We start from the raw sequence: 16,488 nt of genomic DNA, 5'->3' as shown, positions 1-16,488 counted from the left end.
GCAATCGGCCCGGCACTGCTGATCGGCATTGCGGTTGTCGTCGCGGTCGCCGTCGCCACGAGCTACGGCATCAGCCGGGCGCTCGGTCTGCCGCGGCGCATGGCGATCCTGGTGGCCTGCGGCAACTCGATCTGCGGCAACTCGGCGATCGCCGCGGTGGCGCCGGTGATCGGCGCCGATGGCGAGGACGTGGCCTCGTCGATCGCTTTCACCGCGGTGCTCGGGGTTGTCGTCGTGCTGGTGCTGCCGTTGCTGGTGCCGCTTCTGTCGATGTCGCTGACGCAGTATGGCGTGATGGCTGGCCTCACCGTCTACGCCGTGCCGCAGGTGCTGGCGGCGACCCTGCCGATCGGCGCGTTGAGCAACCAGGTCGGCACGGTGGTCAAGCTGGTGCGCGTGCTGATGCTTGGCCCCGTGGTCCTCGCAATGTCGCTTCTGGCGTCAAGACTGCGTGACGAAACGGATGAGGCGGCGCCCGACGTCACGACGGGCAACCGCCCGAACAAGGGACACCTCGCCATCCATCATCTGGTGCCCTGGTTCATCGTCGGCTTTCTCGTCGTCGCCGCGATCCGTACGATGGGTTGGATCCCGCAGCCCGCGCTCGAACCGACGGCGATCCTCGCGAGCCTACTGACCACCGTGTCGATGGCGGCGCTCGGACTCGGCGTCGACATTCGCGTCGTCGCGCGGGCGGGCTTGAGGGTGACTATGGCGGTCACTGCATCGCTCGTCGTGCTCGGCCTCATCAGCTTCGGGCTGATCCGGGTGCTGGGCGTCGCTTAGATCTTCGTCGTTACCGCCGTCAGCCAGCGCTTTTCATCCGGCGCCAGATGCGGGCCGATCTCCTTGCGCACCCGGGCGTGGTATGCGTTGAGCCAGGCGCGCTCGGCCGCATCCAGCAGTTTGTTATCCACCAGCGTCAGGTCGATCGGCGCCAGCGTGATGGTTTCGAACCCCAGCATCTTGCGCTCGCCGCCCTCGATCACGCGTGGCTCGACGACGATCAGGTTCTCGATGCGGATACCCCAGTGCCCGGCTTTGTAGAAACCGGGCTCGTTGGAGAGGATCATGCCCGGCTCCAACGCGACATGGCCGGCCTTGGAGATCCGCTGCGGCCCCTCGTGCACGGAGAGATAGACGCCGACGCCATGTCCGGTGCCGTGGTCGAAATCGAGGCCCGCCTGCCATAGGGGCATCCGGGCCAGAGCGTCGATCTGCGCGCCCGACGTGCCCACCGGAAATACGGCTTCGGCGATGGCGATATGTCCCTTCAGCACGCGGGTGAAACGGTCGCGCATTTCAGCGGTCGGGCGACCAATGGCGAGCGTTCGCGTGACGTCGGTGGTGCCGTCCTCGTACTGCGCCCCGGAGTCGATCAAAAACATGCCGCGATCGATCGTGCGGTTGGAGCTTTGGCTGACGCGATAATGCGGGATCGCCGAGTTCGGGCCGGCCGCCGAGATCGAGGGGAAGGATACGTCCTTCAGTTTCTTGGTCTCCCGGCGAAAACTCTCCAGTGCCTCCGCCGCGTCGATCTCGGTGAGCTTGCCGGGCTTGGCATGCGTCGCGAACCAATGGAGGAACCGCGTCACCGCAATGCCGTCGCGCAGATGCGCCGCGCGGGTGCCGCGCAGTTCCGCGGCGTTCTTGCGTGCCTTCATCAGCGCGATCGGCTCGCGCCCGAGGTCGACCTTGCCGCCGGCCTTTTCCAGGCTCTGCGTGAGCCGCGCCGGCACGGTGGCGGCGTCGAACAGGACGGTCTTGCCGGTTTTGCCGAGCGCGGCCAGCACCGTCTCGACGGTGTCTTCGTTGGCGATCGTCGCGATGTCGGATAGCGCCGCATGCTCGGCGGCCCCGAGCTTGCGCGCGTCGACGAAGAGCGTCGGGTGGCCGACGGCGGGGATCAGCGCAAAGCCGAGCGGCAATGGCGTATGCGACACGTCCGAGCCGCGGATATTAAAAGCCCAGGCGATGCCGTGCGGGTCGGAGATGAGAAGCGCATCGGCCTTGCCGATTGCTCCCGCAGCCCGCGCGAGCTTCTTGGCCGATGTTTCGCCGGCGAGCCGCGGCCCGCGCAGGCTGATCAGGCCGCGCGGCGGCTGCGGCCGGTCAGACCAGACAGCATCGATCGGGTTCGAGCCGACGGCGACAAGCTCGGCACCGGCCTCCTTTGCCGCCTTGCGCAGGCGGCTGACCTGGCCCGGCGTCGCCAGCCATGGATCGTAGCCGAGTTTTTCGCCCGCGCTCAGGTTGGCGGCGATCCAAGCTTCCGGCGTCTGCTCGGCGATGGCGACGGGTGTCACGACCTTGGTGTCGACCTGATCGTGGACGGCCAGCGTGTAGCGCCCGTCGACGAAGATCGCCGCCTTGGTCTTCAGCACCACGGCTAGGCCGGCCGAGCCCGAAAAACCGGTGAGCCAAGCCAGACGCTCCTCGCTCGGCGGCACATATTCGTTCTGGTGGCGGTCGGCCCGCGGCACGACGAAGCCGGCGAGATCGAGCCGCGCCAGCTCGTTGCGCAGGCTCTTCAGGCGCGCCGCGCTGTGGTCGCGCGTCGCCGTGTCGTCGAAGGATTGGAAGTGGCTTTCAAACATGGCGCGAGCGTAGAGCGGCTAGGGCGGTGCGGCAACGGGGCGGGTGGGTCATTTGAGGTTCGTCGAACTCGCCAGCCCGAGAAACACAAGCGGCGTGCCGAAGCAATCGGCGCCGCCGGATCCGGTCCAAATGTCACCGCGTTTCCATCGCCCCTTCTGACACAGCCTCGATAAAGGCTTGATCAACGGTATCGCTGGACGCCACGACCAGCGACTGCCGATGAGCTCCGGCGTGATAAGCGGGCGACCGCACGCCGGGGACCCAGATCTGAAGGGCGCGCAGATCCTGCGCCCGGAGATGCCCCAAGGGGCTGCCGAATCTGACGAATCGCGGTGCGGCGTCGTCGCGTGGGGCGAGTTATTCCCCGTAACTCTTGATCGCCTGATCGACCTTCGCGGCGGGGTCGGCGGCCTGGGCGCTGCCGCTCGTGGCGATCTGCGACAAGGCCGAGGCTGCGGCACCCGATACCGATGCCGACTGCCCGATGCTGACCGTCGGCGCGGCGGCCGTGTTCGTCGACGTGGTCGCGGTCGAAGAACTGGCACTCGCCGCCTGGGCGTCGGTGGCCTGTTGGGTGGCTTCGGTCTGCAGCAGCTGCTGCTGCAGAAGCTGTTGCTGCGTCAGGAGGTTCTGTTGGATCACGCTGGAAATGGACGTCATGGAAAGCTCCGGTTTGACGTCCTCAAACAGCGCGAACATGGTTACCTCAAGCTTAACGCCACGCGGTCGTGATCGCGCGCGCGTCACACCATTCCGTGAGCTGTCAAATCGCCTGCGCCGACTCTTCGATCGGGTGTGCCGGCTGCTTGTCGCAGACGAAGCGGTCGCCGAGGTCGCGCATCTGCGCCTCCAGGCATTCGACCTCGAGCCGCACCGCGGCCCCGCCGGAAAAGGTCAGGCGGATGGTGCCGGCCGGCGCCTCGCCCGGCTGAAAATGCACGGCCAGCAAATTGAGCACCCGCTCGCTCTCGTCCTGCGAAAAACCCGTCCGGGCGACGCTCAGGACGCGTTCGAAATGCAGGCCCATCGCGCAGCGCTCGATGACCCCGGCGCCGGCCTTGACCCAATCGAATCGTCTCCCGACCATCGCGAAGCGTTTTGCTTGTGGAAGGTACGCCATATCCACGACCGCAATCAGCGCATCCTGCAGATTGGCGGAAACGACCGCGAGATCGTCTTCATCGAGGGCGACAAGGCGAAGGGGATTGGTCATGAGCACCGTCCTTCCAGGCGGGCGGATGCCCTAGCAATATCAAAGCCTAACGCACCGCCTTAGCCGGGGTTCGACAGGCGCTCGACGACGGCGCCGCAGCGGCCCAGTTTCGCCTCGAGGTGCTCGAAGCCGCGGTCGAGGTGGTAGACGCGATTGACCACGGTCTCGCCCTCGGCGGCCAGCGCGGCGATCACGAGGGAGACCGAGGCGCGCAGATCCGTCGCCATGACCGGGGCGCCCTGCAGCATCTTCACTCCATCGACGAGGGCGACGTCACCCTCCAGCTTGATGTGGGCGCCGAGGCGGGCAAGCTCCTGCACGTGCATGAAGCGGTTTTCAAAAATCGTCTCGGTGATGCGCGAGCGGCCCTTGGCCATCGTCATCAGCGCCATGAACTGCGCCTGCAGATCGGTGGGGAAGCCGGGGAACGGCGCGGTCGACACGTCGACGGCGGTCAGGCCCGCACCGTTGCGCTGCACCCGGATGCCCTCGTTGGTGGTGGTGACGGTGGCCCCTGCCTGGGTGATCGCCTCGAGCGCGCTGCCGAGCAGGTCGGGCTCGGCGCCCTCCAGCATCACGTCGCCGCCGGCCATCGCCGCGGCCATCGCGTAGGTGCCAGCCTCGATCCGGTCGGAGAGGACGCGGTGATAGGCGCCGGTGAGGCTGCCCACGCCCTCGATCTCGACGCGCGACTGGCCGACGCCCTTGATCTTGGCGCCCATCTTGTTGAGGCAGGTGGCGAGGTCCACGACCTCGGGCTCGCGCGCGGCATTGGTGATGACGGTGTGGCCCTTGGCCAGCACGGCGGCCATGATCGCGGTGTGGGTGCCGCCGACGGTGACCGTCGGAAATGCGATTTCCGCACCGATCAGGCCCTTCGGCGCCTTGGCATGGACATAGCCTGCCTCGATCTCCATCTCGACGCCGAGCTTTTCCAGCGCCATCAGCAGGAGATCGACCGGGCGGGTGCCAATGGCGCAGCCGCCGGGCAACGAGACCCGTGCCTCGCCCATCCGCGCCAGCAGTGGCGCGATGACCCAAAAGCTCGCCCGCATCTTGGAGACCAACTCGTAGGGGGCGGTGGTGTCGACGATATCGCGGGCGCAGAGATGGATGGCACGGGCGGCGTGCTCGTCCTCGCCGACGCGGCGGCCGTTCTGCGAATAGTCGACGCCGTGGTGGCCGAGGATACGAACCAGCATGTTGACGTCGGCAAGGGCTGGCACGTTCTGCAGGCTCAGCGTTTCGCGGGTGAGCAGCGAGGCGATCATCAGCGGCAGGGCGGCGTTCTTCGCACCCGAGATCGGAATGGTCCCGTGGAGCTTCTGCCCCCCGACGATGCGAATACGATCCATGCCTGCTCTAACCCTCGTCTTCGCTGCCGGATGATCCGGCGGTCTCCGCCGGCTCGCTCCCGGATGGAGCGAGCGCCGGTTCGTCGTTCGCCTGTCCCGCCGCCTTGCGCCGCCGCAGATTGGCCCGCAGCGCCTCGGCGAGACGCCGCTGTTTCGCCGCCTTGGCGGCGGCCGCGCTCTCGTTCATCGTAAAACGCCCTGCGCGCGACTCAAACGCCGGCCAATCCGCGGAGAGTCCGCAAGATCGAGGCCGAGGCCTGTCGTCCGCGCCATGCCCGTGTCGTCCCGCGCCCGCCGTCCAAGACATTGGGGCGTGTGCCCGGGATGGGAACCGCTTGTAGGCTGTCGCCCGCGCCGTCACAAGCGCGGCCGGTGGATTTCTGCCATCCCTTGCTTGTCTCGCTGCGAAGCCTATGGCACAAGGCACCCGCCTGTGACGCAACGCGCTTCGTTCGACGCACTCATTCGCCAGGCCTTGCTGCGGTAGCTCAGTGGTAGAGCACTCCATTGGTAATGGAGAGGTCGCGAGTTCAATCCTCGCTCGCAGCACCAGTTAATAGCGCCAGCCTCTGTTCGCGCGGACGTATCGGCCGCTGTCCTCGTCCGCAGACCGCAGTGGGGCTTTTGCATCTCAATGCGTGCAAATATCCACCCTTAAGCATTCGATAAGCTAGGCCGCTCACAGCCACGGTGCGTCCCCCCAAACGACGCGTCTCCCAAGAATGGGCCGGTCTCGTTTCATGCGAGACCGGCTTTTTGATTTTACGCTCGGGGCGTTTGGCGGGTCACGCTGGCGAACGGCATTGCTTCCGGGTCTCGATCGACGGACGAACGAGACCTTCGATCACATAAAAAAGCCGCCCCGTGGGGCGGCTCGATATCTAGAACGGCATCCTAGTGGTGGTGATGCCAGTAGTGATGAGGATGCCACCGGTGATGCCAATCGGCGGAGGCCGTTCCAACCGTTGCGGTCAAGGCGGCCGCACCGAAAGCGAGGACCAGCAAAATCTTCTGAATCGTCATAATGGCTATCCCTGTTTGGAGGCATCAGCTTGGCCTCTGCCATTCAACGCAGGTCCATGGATTTGGTGGCATAGCCCACGATGATGTGATTTCGGGCCTCTTGAAAGGCGCCTCGATGCGCATGGGCGCGGTCGATTCTCGCATGCAGCATGGGTTTGCATCTGCCCGGGCTTACCTCTTCGAGTCGTCCTTGCCTGCGACATGCGCCTCGACCCAGGCGATGATCGCGTCGGCCACGGCGATGTTGTTTGCCTCCAGCATCATCATATGGCCGTTGCCATGGATGTCGTGCGCCGCAAGATCCAGGCGGTCCGGCCTGGCGCCGGCCTGCTCCAGAAACGCACTGGTGCAATCATCCATGGTGGCGCGGAACGAGGCCTCGCCGGTGACGATAACGGTCGGCACCTTGGCGATGTTGGGGAGCTTGCGCGCCGGCTCGCGCTGGAGCCAGCAGCGGATCTGGTCGGCGCGGGTCGGACGATCGGCCTGGACGATGGCGAGATCGCCCGCGGTATGGATGGGCGGATCGAAGGTCAGGGGCACGCGGGTGAGGCCATAGGCCCGTGCCGGCGCGTCGCTGGCTTTCTCCCACCAGTCCGCGCCGCCCTTGAAGCGGATGTCGAAGAACGGCGGCCCGTTCGGCTCCACGGCGACATGCGCCTTGACGAGGTCGGGATGCTGATCCGACGCGGCAAAACCGAACACGCCAGCCTGCGAGTGCGTCAGGAGCACGGCCGGCCCGATCGTCTGCAGCAGATCGGCAAGGGCGGGGTCGACGAGTTCTTCGGTCTTTACCGCGCTGGCGAGATAAGGCACTTGCGAGGCGAAGAACTGGTCGAAGGCGGGGTTGCCTCGGACACCGGGCCCACCCGGCCATTGCGTGTGGAGTCTGGCCTGCGGGAAAAGATTGCGCGTCTCCTGGCCGGTATAGAGGTCTTCCAGGTCGCTCGGCTGCAGCCGGGTATAGGGCCCGTAAGCCTCGGGATTGTCGCCGGACCGCCCGCGCCCGACCTGATCGACGACATAGACGGCAAAGCCTTTCTCGACGAAGCGTTGCGCCCAGCCGGGCCGGCCGTCCGGCGTGCCGAGGAAATTGACTCCGGTCTGCGCCGAACCGTGGACCATGACGACGGGATAGGGCTGCGTGATGGTGGCCGGCCGGTGGTATTCGACGAACATCTGACCGACCGCAGCCGTCCTGCCGTTGACCGTCTCGTAATGGCCGCCGACGAAGACATAGCCGTCGCGAAGCGTGGGGGCGTCAGCGGCGCTCGGCGCAGAGGCTGCGGCGCAGAGCAGAACAACGCTCGCACAAAAGGTCTTCATCATCATGGTGCGGCCTTTGCCGAATGGAGCTGAGCGGCGTCACTAGCACGGTGCGTGACCGCGTTGCGCCGCCGTTCGACTGAGCGGCCTCCGCAGCGCGTTCATGGTTGCGCCGCAAGGTTCAGCTAGAGCATGACGCCACGAAAAGGTGGCGCTGCCGTTCGCGGCTCTTATTGGAGATGAGACCGATGCCGAAAGTCGCGATGCTGATCGCTGCGGCCCTGATGGCGGGGGCGACGCTGCCCGCCCTTGCAGGTCATCGTGCAAAAAGAGCGTATCACCGGGTCAGCACGAGCCCGGCCGTCGAGCCGGTTCGGCCAAGCCTGCAAAGTACGTCGTCGAGCGCGGCGGAGAGCGGGATTGGCGGCGCGGGGACCCTTGATTCGGGTGGTCTGTCGTTCCTTGGGCCGGCGCGTGGCGGGATCGGGCACTGATACGGCGCGGTTTTGCGCCATTCGGGCCGTTCCGATGGACGGGTGCTCTAGAGCCGGCCGAAGTAATACAAATCAGTTAAATTCATTTAGTGCGCAATATAATTGACGGAATGTATTCTTGCGTCTATCTTTTGATAAGCTAAAATGGTTTTCAAAACATTCTTTGCGGCCGACCAAAATATTTCTTGGGCCGAAATATGACGATAGGGAAAGTCTCAAGCGGCGACTATCAACCGGTTGTTTCCAGCCCGATTAGGGTTTTTGTAACCATGAAAACGCGCTGGAGGAGGCGACAATTTAAGCTTCAATGCTGGCATAGCCACGCTAAAATGCGCTTGACGGCAGAGGCTTCCGTTTCAATGTTCGAGGTCTCTTCAACTTAGTGAAGCAGCGAGTGTGTTCCAGTGAACTGTCTTTCAAAATTGGATCGAAGCTCTTGCAACAATGCGGCAGCAAAACGCGCGTCGCGTCGGCTTGGTGCCTTCTACGATGAGATGCTGGCGCCCTGTCGGCTGCGGGCGACGCAGCATGCCCTGATGCAGCAGATCGCGCGTCTCGGCTCGCCGTCCATGACAGACCTCGCGTCGGCCCTGGTGCTCGACCGCTCGGCCCTGTCGCACACGCTCCGCCCACTTGAGCGCGACGGGCTGATCGAGTTGCACTCCAAGAAGCTGGACCGCCGGGTCAAGCTTGTGGTGCTCACCGAGGCTGGGCGAAGCAAGCTCGAGGCCTGCGATATCCTTTGGGAAAAGGCGCAGCTACGGTTCGAAGCGACCTATGGTCCCGAAGAAGCGGCCGCGCTCCGCAAGACGATGGACCTGCTTGCGTCTCTCGACTTCGACAGAAAGGCGTCTAGATCAGGAAATGCCTTTTTGGGGCGGCCAATTCACACGTAATTCTTCTCGACTTCATTTTTGCACGCGTTAGCCTAGACCCTTGTCGGATGGCGGGGGCGGGCAATGCCGAACTTTCATGTCTGGCCCATGGGCCAGACCGATCATGATAGTTTTTGGGTTTACGCCATCGACGACTTCGATGCGCGGGAGCAGATTGCTGCGACCCTGCGCTTGAACGCGCATGACGAGGACGAGTACGGATGCGTTGAGGACAACCGGTTCAAAATGCCGTTGAATCTAATCCTCCACGATTCGGGCGAATGGACTGAGGTGGCGACGCCGCAGCAGCTTCGGTGTTCCGGCAAAGCGAAGGACGGCGGGCAAAATTCCGAAGCTTGAGTGCCATGGATTGGCCACCGCAAGCGTCCCATGTGATGCGGGATAAACGCACCGTCGCGATGTGGCTCGTATCATTCGGCACCTTGGGTGTCGCAGGTCTTCTGGCGACCGCGTTCGCGATGATGGCCTTCGGCCTCGATCCCAGCGAGATGATTACGGCAGGAGCCGAGCCTTGGACCAATGCCGCAGTCGCCGCGGCGGCCTTCGGCGGGCTTGTCATCACCACCGGCCTGAGCCTGTGGGTGTGGCACTTCACGCGGTGGCGGATGGTCGCTCTTGTCCTGACGGTCATTGAAGTCGGCTGCGTGGCGTGGGCCTGTGCTTCGGTTTATCGCGACTATTTTTAGCCTCGCCGGGTCACATCGCGCGCCGGTTTTCGGCGCGGCCCGGCAACCAATTGTTAAGGTCGTGGTTCTTACGGCATGAGCAACACCACGCGCCAGCCCTTGATCCTCGTCGTCGATGACAATGGCGTTCTGCGCATGCACGCCGCGGAGTTGCTGAAGGAGGCGGGATACGCGGTGCTGGAGGCGGCCGATACAGAGACGGCGGTCGGATTTCTGGAGACGCGGTCCGATATCACGCTGTTGTTCACCGATGTTCAGCTGCCGGCCGGGCGCGACGGGCTGTCCCTGGCGCAGCAGGTGAAAGAGCAGTGGCCCAGGGTGCTGCTGCTGATTACGTCCGGCGGACCCAAGATCATGGATGAGTCGATTCCGCATGAGGCGCGTTTTCTTACCAAGCCTTACAGCAACCGCGAGGTGTTGGGTCACGTCGACGCGATGATCAAGGACCAGGCCGAGGTAGGGTGATTCGGCTGCGTTTCTGACACCGGCCAGCCTCGTTGAAACGAGAGCGACGGCTTATCGCTCAGGCTGGGCCTCTTCAGCGGTCGGCACGCTAGTCCGGGTCGATGTTCTTGGCTTTGAAGATGGCGGCAGCTTGCGGCGTCCGCAGGGATGCGATGAACCTCTTCGCGACTTCGGGCTCCTTGCACGCGCTCGACAGTCCGACAGAGAACGCGGCCTGGGTTTTCGGGTCGGCGGGAAACAGCGGCACCGCATCGAGCCCGGGCAGGGTGGCAATTTCGCTCATCGTGACAATGCCGAGATCCGCCTGTCCGGCGGCAACAGGCTTGGCGCCTTCGCCGGGTCGGGTCAGGATCGTTTTCGCGGCGAGTTGCAGTGCAAGGCCCAACTGATCGATGGTGGTCTTGTAGTAGGCCGACGAGACGCCGCCGAGTGCGGGGTCGCTGACGGCGATCGATTTCGCGGCAAGAAGCGTCGCCTTGAAGTCCTCCAGCGTCGCGGCCGCTGGCCTTGCATCCTGTTTCCGATAGGCCAGACCGATGCCGATATGGGCGAGGCGGGATGCGTCCGTCATCGCCCCTGTCTTGACCAGGCTGTCGACGGCGCTGGTGAACAGGATCCCGACACAGAAGGCGTCGCCGCTCTCGATCCGATGTTTGACGGCCCCAGCCGAGTCGAAGGTCGCATGTACCGTGGTGCCGCTCGCTTTTTCGAAGGCGGGAAGCAACTCCGTAAGCGGCGCCTTCAGCGCGACCGAGCTCAACAGCTCGAGCTCGGCGGCGTGACCGGCGGCTGGTCGCAGGATGCCGATCGCCACGACGCCGACTGCGAGCGCGAATGGCAGTGCGTGTTTTAGGGCGACCCCGATCATGACGTTTGCGCCCCACGGACAGCCGTGGCCTCGATCTCGATGAGGTATCCGTGATGCAGGCTCGGCACCGGCACGACGGCGCGGGCCGGGCGCGCGGCACCGAACACCTCGGCGTAGATGGCGTTGAAGGCCGGCCAATTCTCGACGCCGACGATGTAGGCGGTCACCTTCAACACGCCGTCCGGCCCGCTGCCCGCGGCCTCCAGGATGGCCAGGACGTTGGCGAGCGTCTGGCGGACCTGCGACTCGAAAGGTTGGTCCGCGCCAAGCGTGCCGTCGGCCCGAACCGGCAGCTGGCCGGACACGAAGACGAGGTCACCCCAGGCGACGGCTTGGGCATAATGCCCCGCCGGTGTCGGCGCCGCCGCCGTGGCGATGGCCTCGATAGGATATTTCATGATGGTCGTCATTCCATTACCAGCCGTTGAACCGGGGCCATCGCGCCACGACCGTGCCGGCCTCGCCGATGACATGATAGGCATCATACGGCGCTCCCGTCGCGCAGGCGTGATTAGGCAGGATGCGAAGTCTGGTGCCGACCGGCAAGTCGGGCAGGATGCCGGCGCTGCCGGGCCGGACGGCGACAATCCCGTGTTCCTGGTTGGCGTCCACGACGACGAGATCGGGGATCGGGAGGCCGCCCGGGTCGCAGACGACGCCATAAAACTGGTCGACCCGCTGCTTGCTGGTGCCGCGATCGCGCGACAGCGCCATCCAGCCGGCGTCGGTGATGATCCAGCCTTTGGCGCGCTGGTGGCCGATGACGGTGGTCAGCACCGAGATCGCGATATCCGCGATCCCGCAGGAGCCGATGCCGGCCTGGACGAGATCGCCGAACATGAAGACGCCGCAGCGCACCTCGGTGACGCCGGTCAGGTCGCGGGCGAAGCGCGCGGTCGGGGTCGAGCCCATGCTGACGACCGGGCAGGGCAGGCCTGCGGCGCGCAAAATTGCGGCGGCGCCCACCACCGCGTCGCGCTCGGCGTCCGCCGCCGCCGCAAGGGCGTCCGGCCGGTCGAGCGCGTAGCTGCCACCGGCATGGGTGAGCACGCCGCGCAGGATTGCGCCGCCCGCGTGCAGCGCACGGCCGATGGCGACGAGAGTGGCGGCATCGTCCGGGCGGACGCCGGAGCGGTGCCCGTCTGAGTCGATTTCGATCAGCACCGGCAGAGGGTGCGCCTGCGTCGTCGACCAGTGCGCGACCGCCTCGGCCTGGGCGAGATTGTCGACGATGATGGCGAGATCGGCGCCGTAGCGTGATCGGATCGCCCCGACCTCGTCGAGTTTCTGTGGCGTGATGCCGACGCCGTAGAGCAGGTCGCGGACGCCGCGTGCGGCGAAAAAAGCCGCTTCCCGCAGCGTCGAGACGATCGCCGGGCCGCTCGCGCCATGCATCGCCCGCAGCGCGACGTCGAGACTCTTCGCCGTCTTGAGATGCGGGCGAAAGCCGACGCCGAGCGCGGCGAGATGCGTGCGCATCGTCGCGATATTGCGGTCGAGGCGGCCCTGGTCGAGCAGCAGGCTCGGGGTCGGCAAGGCGTCGACCGTGATTGCCACGTCCGCGGATGAAGCAGGAGACTGGTTCAGGAGCGTGTTCCGATGCGAAATATCCGCCGCCAGTAATCACGCGGCGCGGCACGGCGCCATAGACCTTTTTCCTGGGGCTTCGTGGTCGCCCTGAGTCAAAACGCCGTTGATCGGGGTGCCCACTGCGCTACATGACGTCTCAGAAGCCCGCAGTCGTCGGGCTCACCGCCGGAAAGGCAAGACGATGCACATGTCGAGTGAAAGCATTTTGGTCATCATCGTCGTCGGCATCATCGCCGGATGGCTCGCCGGTCTGATCGTCCAGGGCACTGGGCTCGGCATCATCGGCGATCTCGTCATCGGCATCGTCGGCGCCTTCATCGGCGACTGGGTTCTTCCGCGGGTCGGCATTCACCTCGGAACCGGCATGGTCTCCGCGATCATCAACGCCACCATCGGCGCCGTGATCCTGCTGCTGCTCATCCGACTCGTGCGTGGCGGCGGTCGACGCTATTAACGTTTGGACCTCAGCTTTCAAGGGAGCGTCCGCGGCTTGAAGCCTCGGGCGCTTCGCGGGGCTCAAGCGGCTCGCGTGGGATCGGCGGCGTTCGACGATTCGTCTACCATTCCGGTGACTTTTGCAGCCAGCACATCGATGGCAAAGGGCTTTGTGAGAACCTCCATGCCGTTTTCCATCCAGCCGTTGGCAAGCGCCGCGCTCTCGGCGTAACCGGTGATGAACAAGACTTTCAACGCTGGTCGCCGGCCGCGTGCGATGGCCGCGAACTGGCGTCCGCTCATCCCGCCTGGCAGGCCGACATCGGTCAGCAGAAGGTCGATACGCACGCCGGACTCGACGACCAGCAGGCCGGAAGCGCCATCGGCCGCTTGCAGCACGCCGTACCCCAAGTCCGACAGCACATCGATGACAATGCCGCGCATCGCGGCTTCGTCGTCCACCACGAGGATGACCGCGCCTTGCTGAGCGGGGCTCATGTGCAAGGCCGTGACGGATGCGACAGTGCCGGTGATCGCGCCGCGATTGCGCGGCAGATAGATCGTCACGGTCGTGCCCTTGCCGGCCGCGCTGCGCAGCGTCACGTGGCCACCGGATTGCTTGACGAAACCATAGACCATGGACAGGCCCAATCCCGTGCCCTTGCCGACCGGTTTGGTAGTGAAGAAGGGATCGAAGGCGCGGGTGATGACGTCGGGCGTCATGCCGGAGCCGGCATCGGTGACGCTGAGAACCACGTAGTCGCCCGGTGGCAGCGTTTCCGCCGCGGCATCCCGGACGCTTCCGTTGAGATAGCCGGCGTTTCGTGTCTCGATCTCGAGGTGGCCGCCGTCGGGCATCGCATCCCGCGCGTTGATCACCAGATTGAGCAACGCGTTTTCCAACTGGTTCGAGTCGCATAAGGTCGGCCATAGCGCCGCCATCAAACGGCATTCGATTGCAACGCTAGGCCCCACCGTCTGACGGAAAAGCTCCTCCATGCCGTTGACCAGAGCGTTCATGTCGATCGGCCTGGGATCCAGCGTCTGCAGCCGCGAAAAGGCAAGCAGGCGGTGCGTCAGCGCCGTCGCCCGTTTTGCCGCGGTCATCGCCGGCTCGATGTAACGCTCCAACTCGGCGACACGACCTTGCCCGGCGCGCATGCGGGCGAGTTCCAGATTGCCGGAAATGATGCCCACCAGATTGTTGAAGTCGTGTGCCAAGCCGCCGGTCAACTGGCCGACGGCTTCCATCTTGTGCGATTGGCGCAGCGCTTCTTCGACGCGCTCGCGTTCGATCGCCTCCGCTTCCAGCCTGGCGTTCGCCAGCGTGAGGGCGCGGGTGCGCTCCGCAACCATCGCTTCGAGGCCCTCCTTGGATTGCAGGAGCAGGGCTTCATCCTCCTTGCGGCTGGTGATGTCGGTGACGATGCCAAGGAGATGACGCGGTTTGTTTTTGTCGTGCTGAATACCGTCCGGTCGCCCATGGGTCTCGATCCAGCGTAGCGCATGATCGTTGGCACGGCGGATCCGGCACTGAAAGTGCCAGTCCTCGAGGTCATCGATCGCATGCTGAAGCGCCAAGGCGACATTGGGGCGGTCTTCGAGAACGACGTGACTGAGGAACGTATCGAAGGTCCAGGGCAGGTTGGGATCGGTATCGCCGAAGATCTGGTCGCACCGGGTCGATCGCCATGCGGTGCCGGACGCGAGGTCCAGTTCCCAACTGCCGAGTTCTCCGGCCTCGATTGCGAGGCGAAGTCTGGCCTGCGCGTCGCGAACCTCTTTAAGGACATGCAGCCGGTCGACCGCCGCCGCAAGCAAGTTGGCATAGGTGCGGAGAAAATCGGTGTCCTTGTCGGTGAACTGGCGCGGGGTGCGGCTATCGATCTGCAGGATCCCGAAGGGCGGCTTCCCGCTTCCCCCGATGATGATGACGTTGGCGACGGCCCTGACGCCGTTGTCGATCAGGAACGGGGCATAGCGAAATCGCGTTTCCGTCTCGATGTCCGGCGAGATCATCGGCTCGCCCGTGCGAAGGGCGTGGTCTTCCGATGTGTCGTCGAGGGCCAGGACTGTGGTTACGCCGACCACGCCGGACTTCCAGCCGATGCCGGCGCGGACCAGAAGCGTTTTGCCGTCTTGCTGGAGTTCGACGACCTTGGCGAGGTCCGTTCCGAGGGCCTGAGCGGCGAGCCGGCAGGCCTCGGTGAGGATTTCATCCAGATCGTCCGAACGCAGGGCAAGTTCTCCAAATCGCGCCAGCGCGGTTTGGTGGCGGAGGAGAGCGACGTCCGAACCATCTGCATCGAAATTCACGAGGCGTTCCATGGACAGACGGCCCGCTCGCTTGAATTTATCGGCTGGAAAAGCGGTCGGCGAACCCACGAGTGAGGCCCATCGGCTTCGAGACACTTTATAAGGCCTCGTCTGTAAAATTTAACTTTATTTAAAATTAAGTCAAACGGAAATACACCTTTTAGGTGTGCCATGCCATCGATCGCACCTTGGCGCGTTCTCAAAAGTTCCCAGCACGCCTGCATGGCAGCCATTTAAATTGTGGGCTATCTGATTTTGCAAAACCAAATAAGGTCTTTCAGCCGGCGGATCATCCGCTTCAAAGGAGACCATCATGAAAACTCTTACCGCTACGATCTGCGCCGCGACCCTTGCCGTCGTCCTTGCGTCGAGCGCTCAAGCGCAGTCGCCCCAGATCCCGACCCCTGCCAATCCGAACCCGATCAACCCGATCGCCACCGACGGTTCGCCGCTTCCGGTTCATAACGTCAATGTCCAGACCGGTCGCAGCGCGTTCGCGCCCGCTTCCAACATTTTCACGTCGATAGGCTCAGTCTTCACCGGTCGCTAAAGCAGGCGGTCCGAAGCGCTCGCAGGCATCAGTGCAAGCGTCTAAAGCCGTCGCAAACGCGTCTCCTCAACGGAGGCGCGTTTTGCATTTGAAAGAGGGCAGATGCTCAGCCGACGCGCTCGTACGTCCCGATCAGCAGGCCCTTGGCCAGCAAATGGCCATGAAGCGCGTGAACCAGCGCCCCGCGTCCCGTGCCCGCCTCGAGATCGAGGCGCACATCCAGCGCGAACACCTGGAAGGCATAGCGGTGCTGTCCGTGGCCGGTCGGCGGATCGGGCGGCAGCCAGCCGAGCGCCAGGAACGAATTCTTGCCGACGATCGCCCCGCAGCGCGCCGGGGGCATGGCATCCGCATCCAGCGCCGCTTCGTGAAAACCGCCGTCGCCGGGCGCGATAGCCCAGACCAGGGCATGGCAGAGCGGCGCGGGCGTGGGACTATCCGCATCCTCGACGATGAGGACCAGAGATTTTGCCGCTGCGGGGGTACCGGCGAAGGCCAGTGGCGGGGAAATCTTGGCACCGTCGTCGGTGAAGCGCGCGGGGATCGCGCCGCCGTCGGAAAAGGCCTCGCTCGTCACGCGGATCGTCTCCGGTGCGGCCAGGTCCTTGCCGGCATAGACGATTTTGTCCAGCCCCGGGCGAATTGAACTCAGGGCATGACCAAGGGCGGCAGGCACGTTTTCCAGCATCGATAGATCCTCCGAACCGGCAACAGCTTCGGGGCTCGATGGTTC

Annotated in this window: 19 protein-coding genes and 1 tRNA gene; 8 read left to right on the top strand and 12 right to left on the bottom strand. The window is 64.6% G+C overall.

What is annotated here, in order from left to right; all coding sequences use genetic code 11:
* The coding region (locus GSQ79_RS11180) for a YeiH family protein (protein WP_246725260.1) at positions 1-786 on the top strand (786 nt) is incomplete at its 5' end.
* Here the strand turns inward: GSQ79_RS11180 and GSQ79_RS11175 are convergent.
* The 6 genes from GSQ79_RS11175 to GSQ79_RS11150 all read right to left on the bottom strand — a co-directional run bounded on the left by GSQ79_RS11175 (position 783) and on the right by GSQ79_RS11150 (position 5,353).
* On the bottom strand, positions 783-2,597 hold the full coding sequence (locus tag GSQ79_RS11175; RefSeq protein WP_158808797.1) for an aminopeptidase P family protein: 1,815 nt from the start codon (positions 2,595-2,597) through the stop codon (positions 783-785). The two genes, GSQ79_RS11180 and GSQ79_RS11175, sit on opposite strands and share 4 nt — an antisense overlap.
* Before the next feature lie 133 nt (positions 2,598-2,730).
* Positions 2,731-2,904 carry an antitoxin MazE-like protein gene (locus GSQ79_RS11170; protein WP_158808796.1) on the bottom strand — a complete coding sequence of 58 codons (174 nt, stop codon included), beginning with the start codon at positions 2,902-2,904 and terminating at the stop codon, positions 2,731-2,733.
* Between the two features lie 51 nt (positions 2,905-2,955).
* Positions 2,956-3,258 carry a hypothetical protein gene (locus GSQ79_RS11165; RefSeq protein WP_158808795.1) on the bottom strand — a complete coding sequence of 101 codons (303 nt, stop codon included), beginning with the start codon at positions 3,256-3,258 and terminating at the stop codon, positions 2,956-2,958.
* A 103-nt stretch (positions 3,259-3,361) separates the two neighbouring features.
* Complete coding sequence (locus GSQ79_RS11160) at positions 3,362-3,811, bottom strand: DUF2948 family protein (RefSeq protein ID WP_158808794.1); 450 nt, start codon at positions 3,809-3,811, stop codon at positions 3,362-3,364.
* Positions 3,812-3,870: 59 nt separating this feature from the next.
* The gene (murA, locus tag GSQ79_RS11155) at positions 3,871-5,166 is read right to left on the bottom strand and encodes a UDP-N-acetylglucosamine 1-carboxyvinyltransferase (protein ID WP_158808793.1); all 1,296 of its coding nucleotides are present in this window, start codon (positions 5,164-5,166) and stop codon (positions 3,871-3,873) included.
* A 7-nt stretch (positions 5,167-5,173) separates the two neighbouring features.
* Positions 5,174-5,353, bottom strand: coding sequence for a hypothetical protein (locus GSQ79_RS11150; protein WP_158808792.1), 180 nt, complete (start codon positions 5,351-5,353; stop codon positions 5,174-5,176).
* A 290-nt stretch (positions 5,354-5,643) separates the two neighbouring features.
* Between GSQ79_RS11150 and GSQ79_RS11145 the strand changes: the two genes are divergently transcribed.
* Positions 5,644-5,718: transfer RNA gene (locus GSQ79_RS11145), tRNA-Thr, on the top strand.
* A 642-nt stretch (positions 5,719-6,360) separates the two neighbouring features.
* On the opposite strand, the gene GSQ79_RS11140 is transcribed toward GSQ79_RS11145, so the two are convergent.
* A complete protein-coding gene (locus GSQ79_RS11140; protein WP_158808913.1) occupies positions 6,361-7,518 on the bottom strand; it encodes an alpha/beta hydrolase in 1,158 nt (385 codons plus the stop codon).
* 925 nt (positions 7,519-8,443) lie between these two features.
* Here GSQ79_RS11140 and GSQ79_RS11135 point away from each other — a divergent pair.
* The 4 genes from GSQ79_RS11135 (at position 8,444) to GSQ79_RS11120 (ending at position 9,996) form a co-directional block, all read left to right on the top strand.
* Positions 8,444-8,845, top strand: a complete 402-nt coding sequence (locus GSQ79_RS11135; protein WP_158808791.1) for a MarR family winged helix-turn-helix transcriptional regulator — start codon at positions 8,444-8,446, stop codon at positions 8,843-8,845.
* Between the two features lie 63 nt (positions 8,846-8,908).
* Complete coding sequence (locus tag GSQ79_RS11130) at positions 8,909-9,184, top strand: hypothetical protein (protein WP_158808790.1); 276 nt, start codon at positions 8,909-8,911, stop codon at positions 9,182-9,184.
* 35 nt (positions 9,185-9,219) lie between these two features.
* A complete protein-coding gene (locus GSQ79_RS11125) occupies positions 9,220-9,531 on the top strand; it encodes a hypothetical protein (RefSeq protein WP_158808789.1) in 312 nt (103 codons plus the stop codon).
* Positions 9,532-9,606: 75 nt separating this feature from the next.
* A complete protein-coding gene (locus GSQ79_RS11120; protein WP_158808788.1) occupies positions 9,607-9,996 on the top strand; it encodes a response regulator in 390 nt (129 codons plus the stop codon).
* 88 nt (positions 9,997-10,084) lie between these two features.
* On the opposite strand, the gene GSQ79_RS11115 is transcribed toward GSQ79_RS11120, so the two are convergent.
* From GSQ79_RS11115 to GSQ79_RS11105, 3 genes are read right to left on the bottom strand one after another with little or no spacing between them, the layout of a single operon-like run.
* Positions 10,085-10,864: a substrate-binding domain-containing protein gene (locus GSQ79_RS11115; RefSeq protein ID WP_158808787.1), complete on the bottom strand. Its 780-nt coding sequence runs from the start codon at positions 10,862-10,864 to the stop codon at positions 10,085-10,087.
* A complete protein-coding gene (locus GSQ79_RS11110; protein ID WP_158808786.1) occupies positions 10,861-11,262 on the bottom strand; it encodes a RidA family protein in 402 nt (133 codons plus the stop codon). The genes GSQ79_RS11115 and GSQ79_RS11110 overlap by 4 nt, the downstream gene beginning before the upstream one ends.
* Positions 11,263-11,278: 16 nt before the next feature.
* A complete protein-coding gene (locus GSQ79_RS11105; RefSeq protein WP_246725258.1) occupies positions 11,279-12,421 on the bottom strand; it encodes an alanine racemase in 1,143 nt (380 codons plus the stop codon).
* A gap of 214 nt (positions 12,422-12,635) precedes the next feature.
* On the opposite strand from GSQ79_RS11105, the gene GSQ79_RS11100 reads away from it, so the two are divergent.
* Positions 12,636-12,908, top strand: coding sequence for a GlsB/YeaQ/YmgE family stress response membrane protein (locus GSQ79_RS11100; protein ID WP_158808785.1), 273 nt, complete (start codon positions 12,636-12,638; stop codon positions 12,906-12,908).
* A 62-nt stretch (positions 12,909-12,970) separates the two neighbouring features.
* Here GSQ79_RS11100 and GSQ79_RS11095 read toward each other — a convergent pair whose 3' ends face one another.
* Positions 12,971-15,205 carry an ATP-binding protein gene (locus GSQ79_RS11095; RefSeq protein WP_158808784.1) on the bottom strand — a complete coding sequence of 745 codons (2,235 nt, stop codon included), beginning with the start codon at positions 15,203-15,205 and terminating at the stop codon, positions 12,971-12,973.
* 313 nt (positions 15,206-15,518) lie between these two features.
* On the opposite strand from GSQ79_RS11095, the gene GSQ79_RS11090 reads away from it, so the two are divergent.
* Positions 15,519-15,755: a hypothetical protein gene (locus GSQ79_RS11090; protein WP_158808783.1), complete on the top strand. Its 237-nt coding sequence runs from the start codon at positions 15,519-15,521 to the stop codon at positions 15,753-15,755.
* 106 nt (positions 15,756-15,861) lie between these two features.
* Here GSQ79_RS11090 and GSQ79_RS11085 read toward each other — a convergent pair whose 3' ends face one another.
* Positions 15,862-16,443 carry a YbhB/YbcL family Raf kinase inhibitor-like protein gene (locus tag GSQ79_RS11085; RefSeq protein WP_158808782.1) on the bottom strand — a complete coding sequence of 194 codons (582 nt, stop codon included), beginning with the start codon at positions 16,441-16,443 and terminating at the stop codon, positions 15,862-15,864.
* Between the last annotated feature and the right edge of the window lie 45 nt (positions 16,444-16,488).

The organism is Beijerinckia sp. L45 (assembly GCF_009765775.1).
Classification (GTDB): Bacteria; Pseudomonadota; Alphaproteobacteria; order Rhizobiales; family Beijerinckiaceae; genus RH-AL1.
The sequence above is the reverse complement of the archived record's forward strand: the minus strand, read 5'-3'. Positions and strand labels throughout refer to the sequence as shown.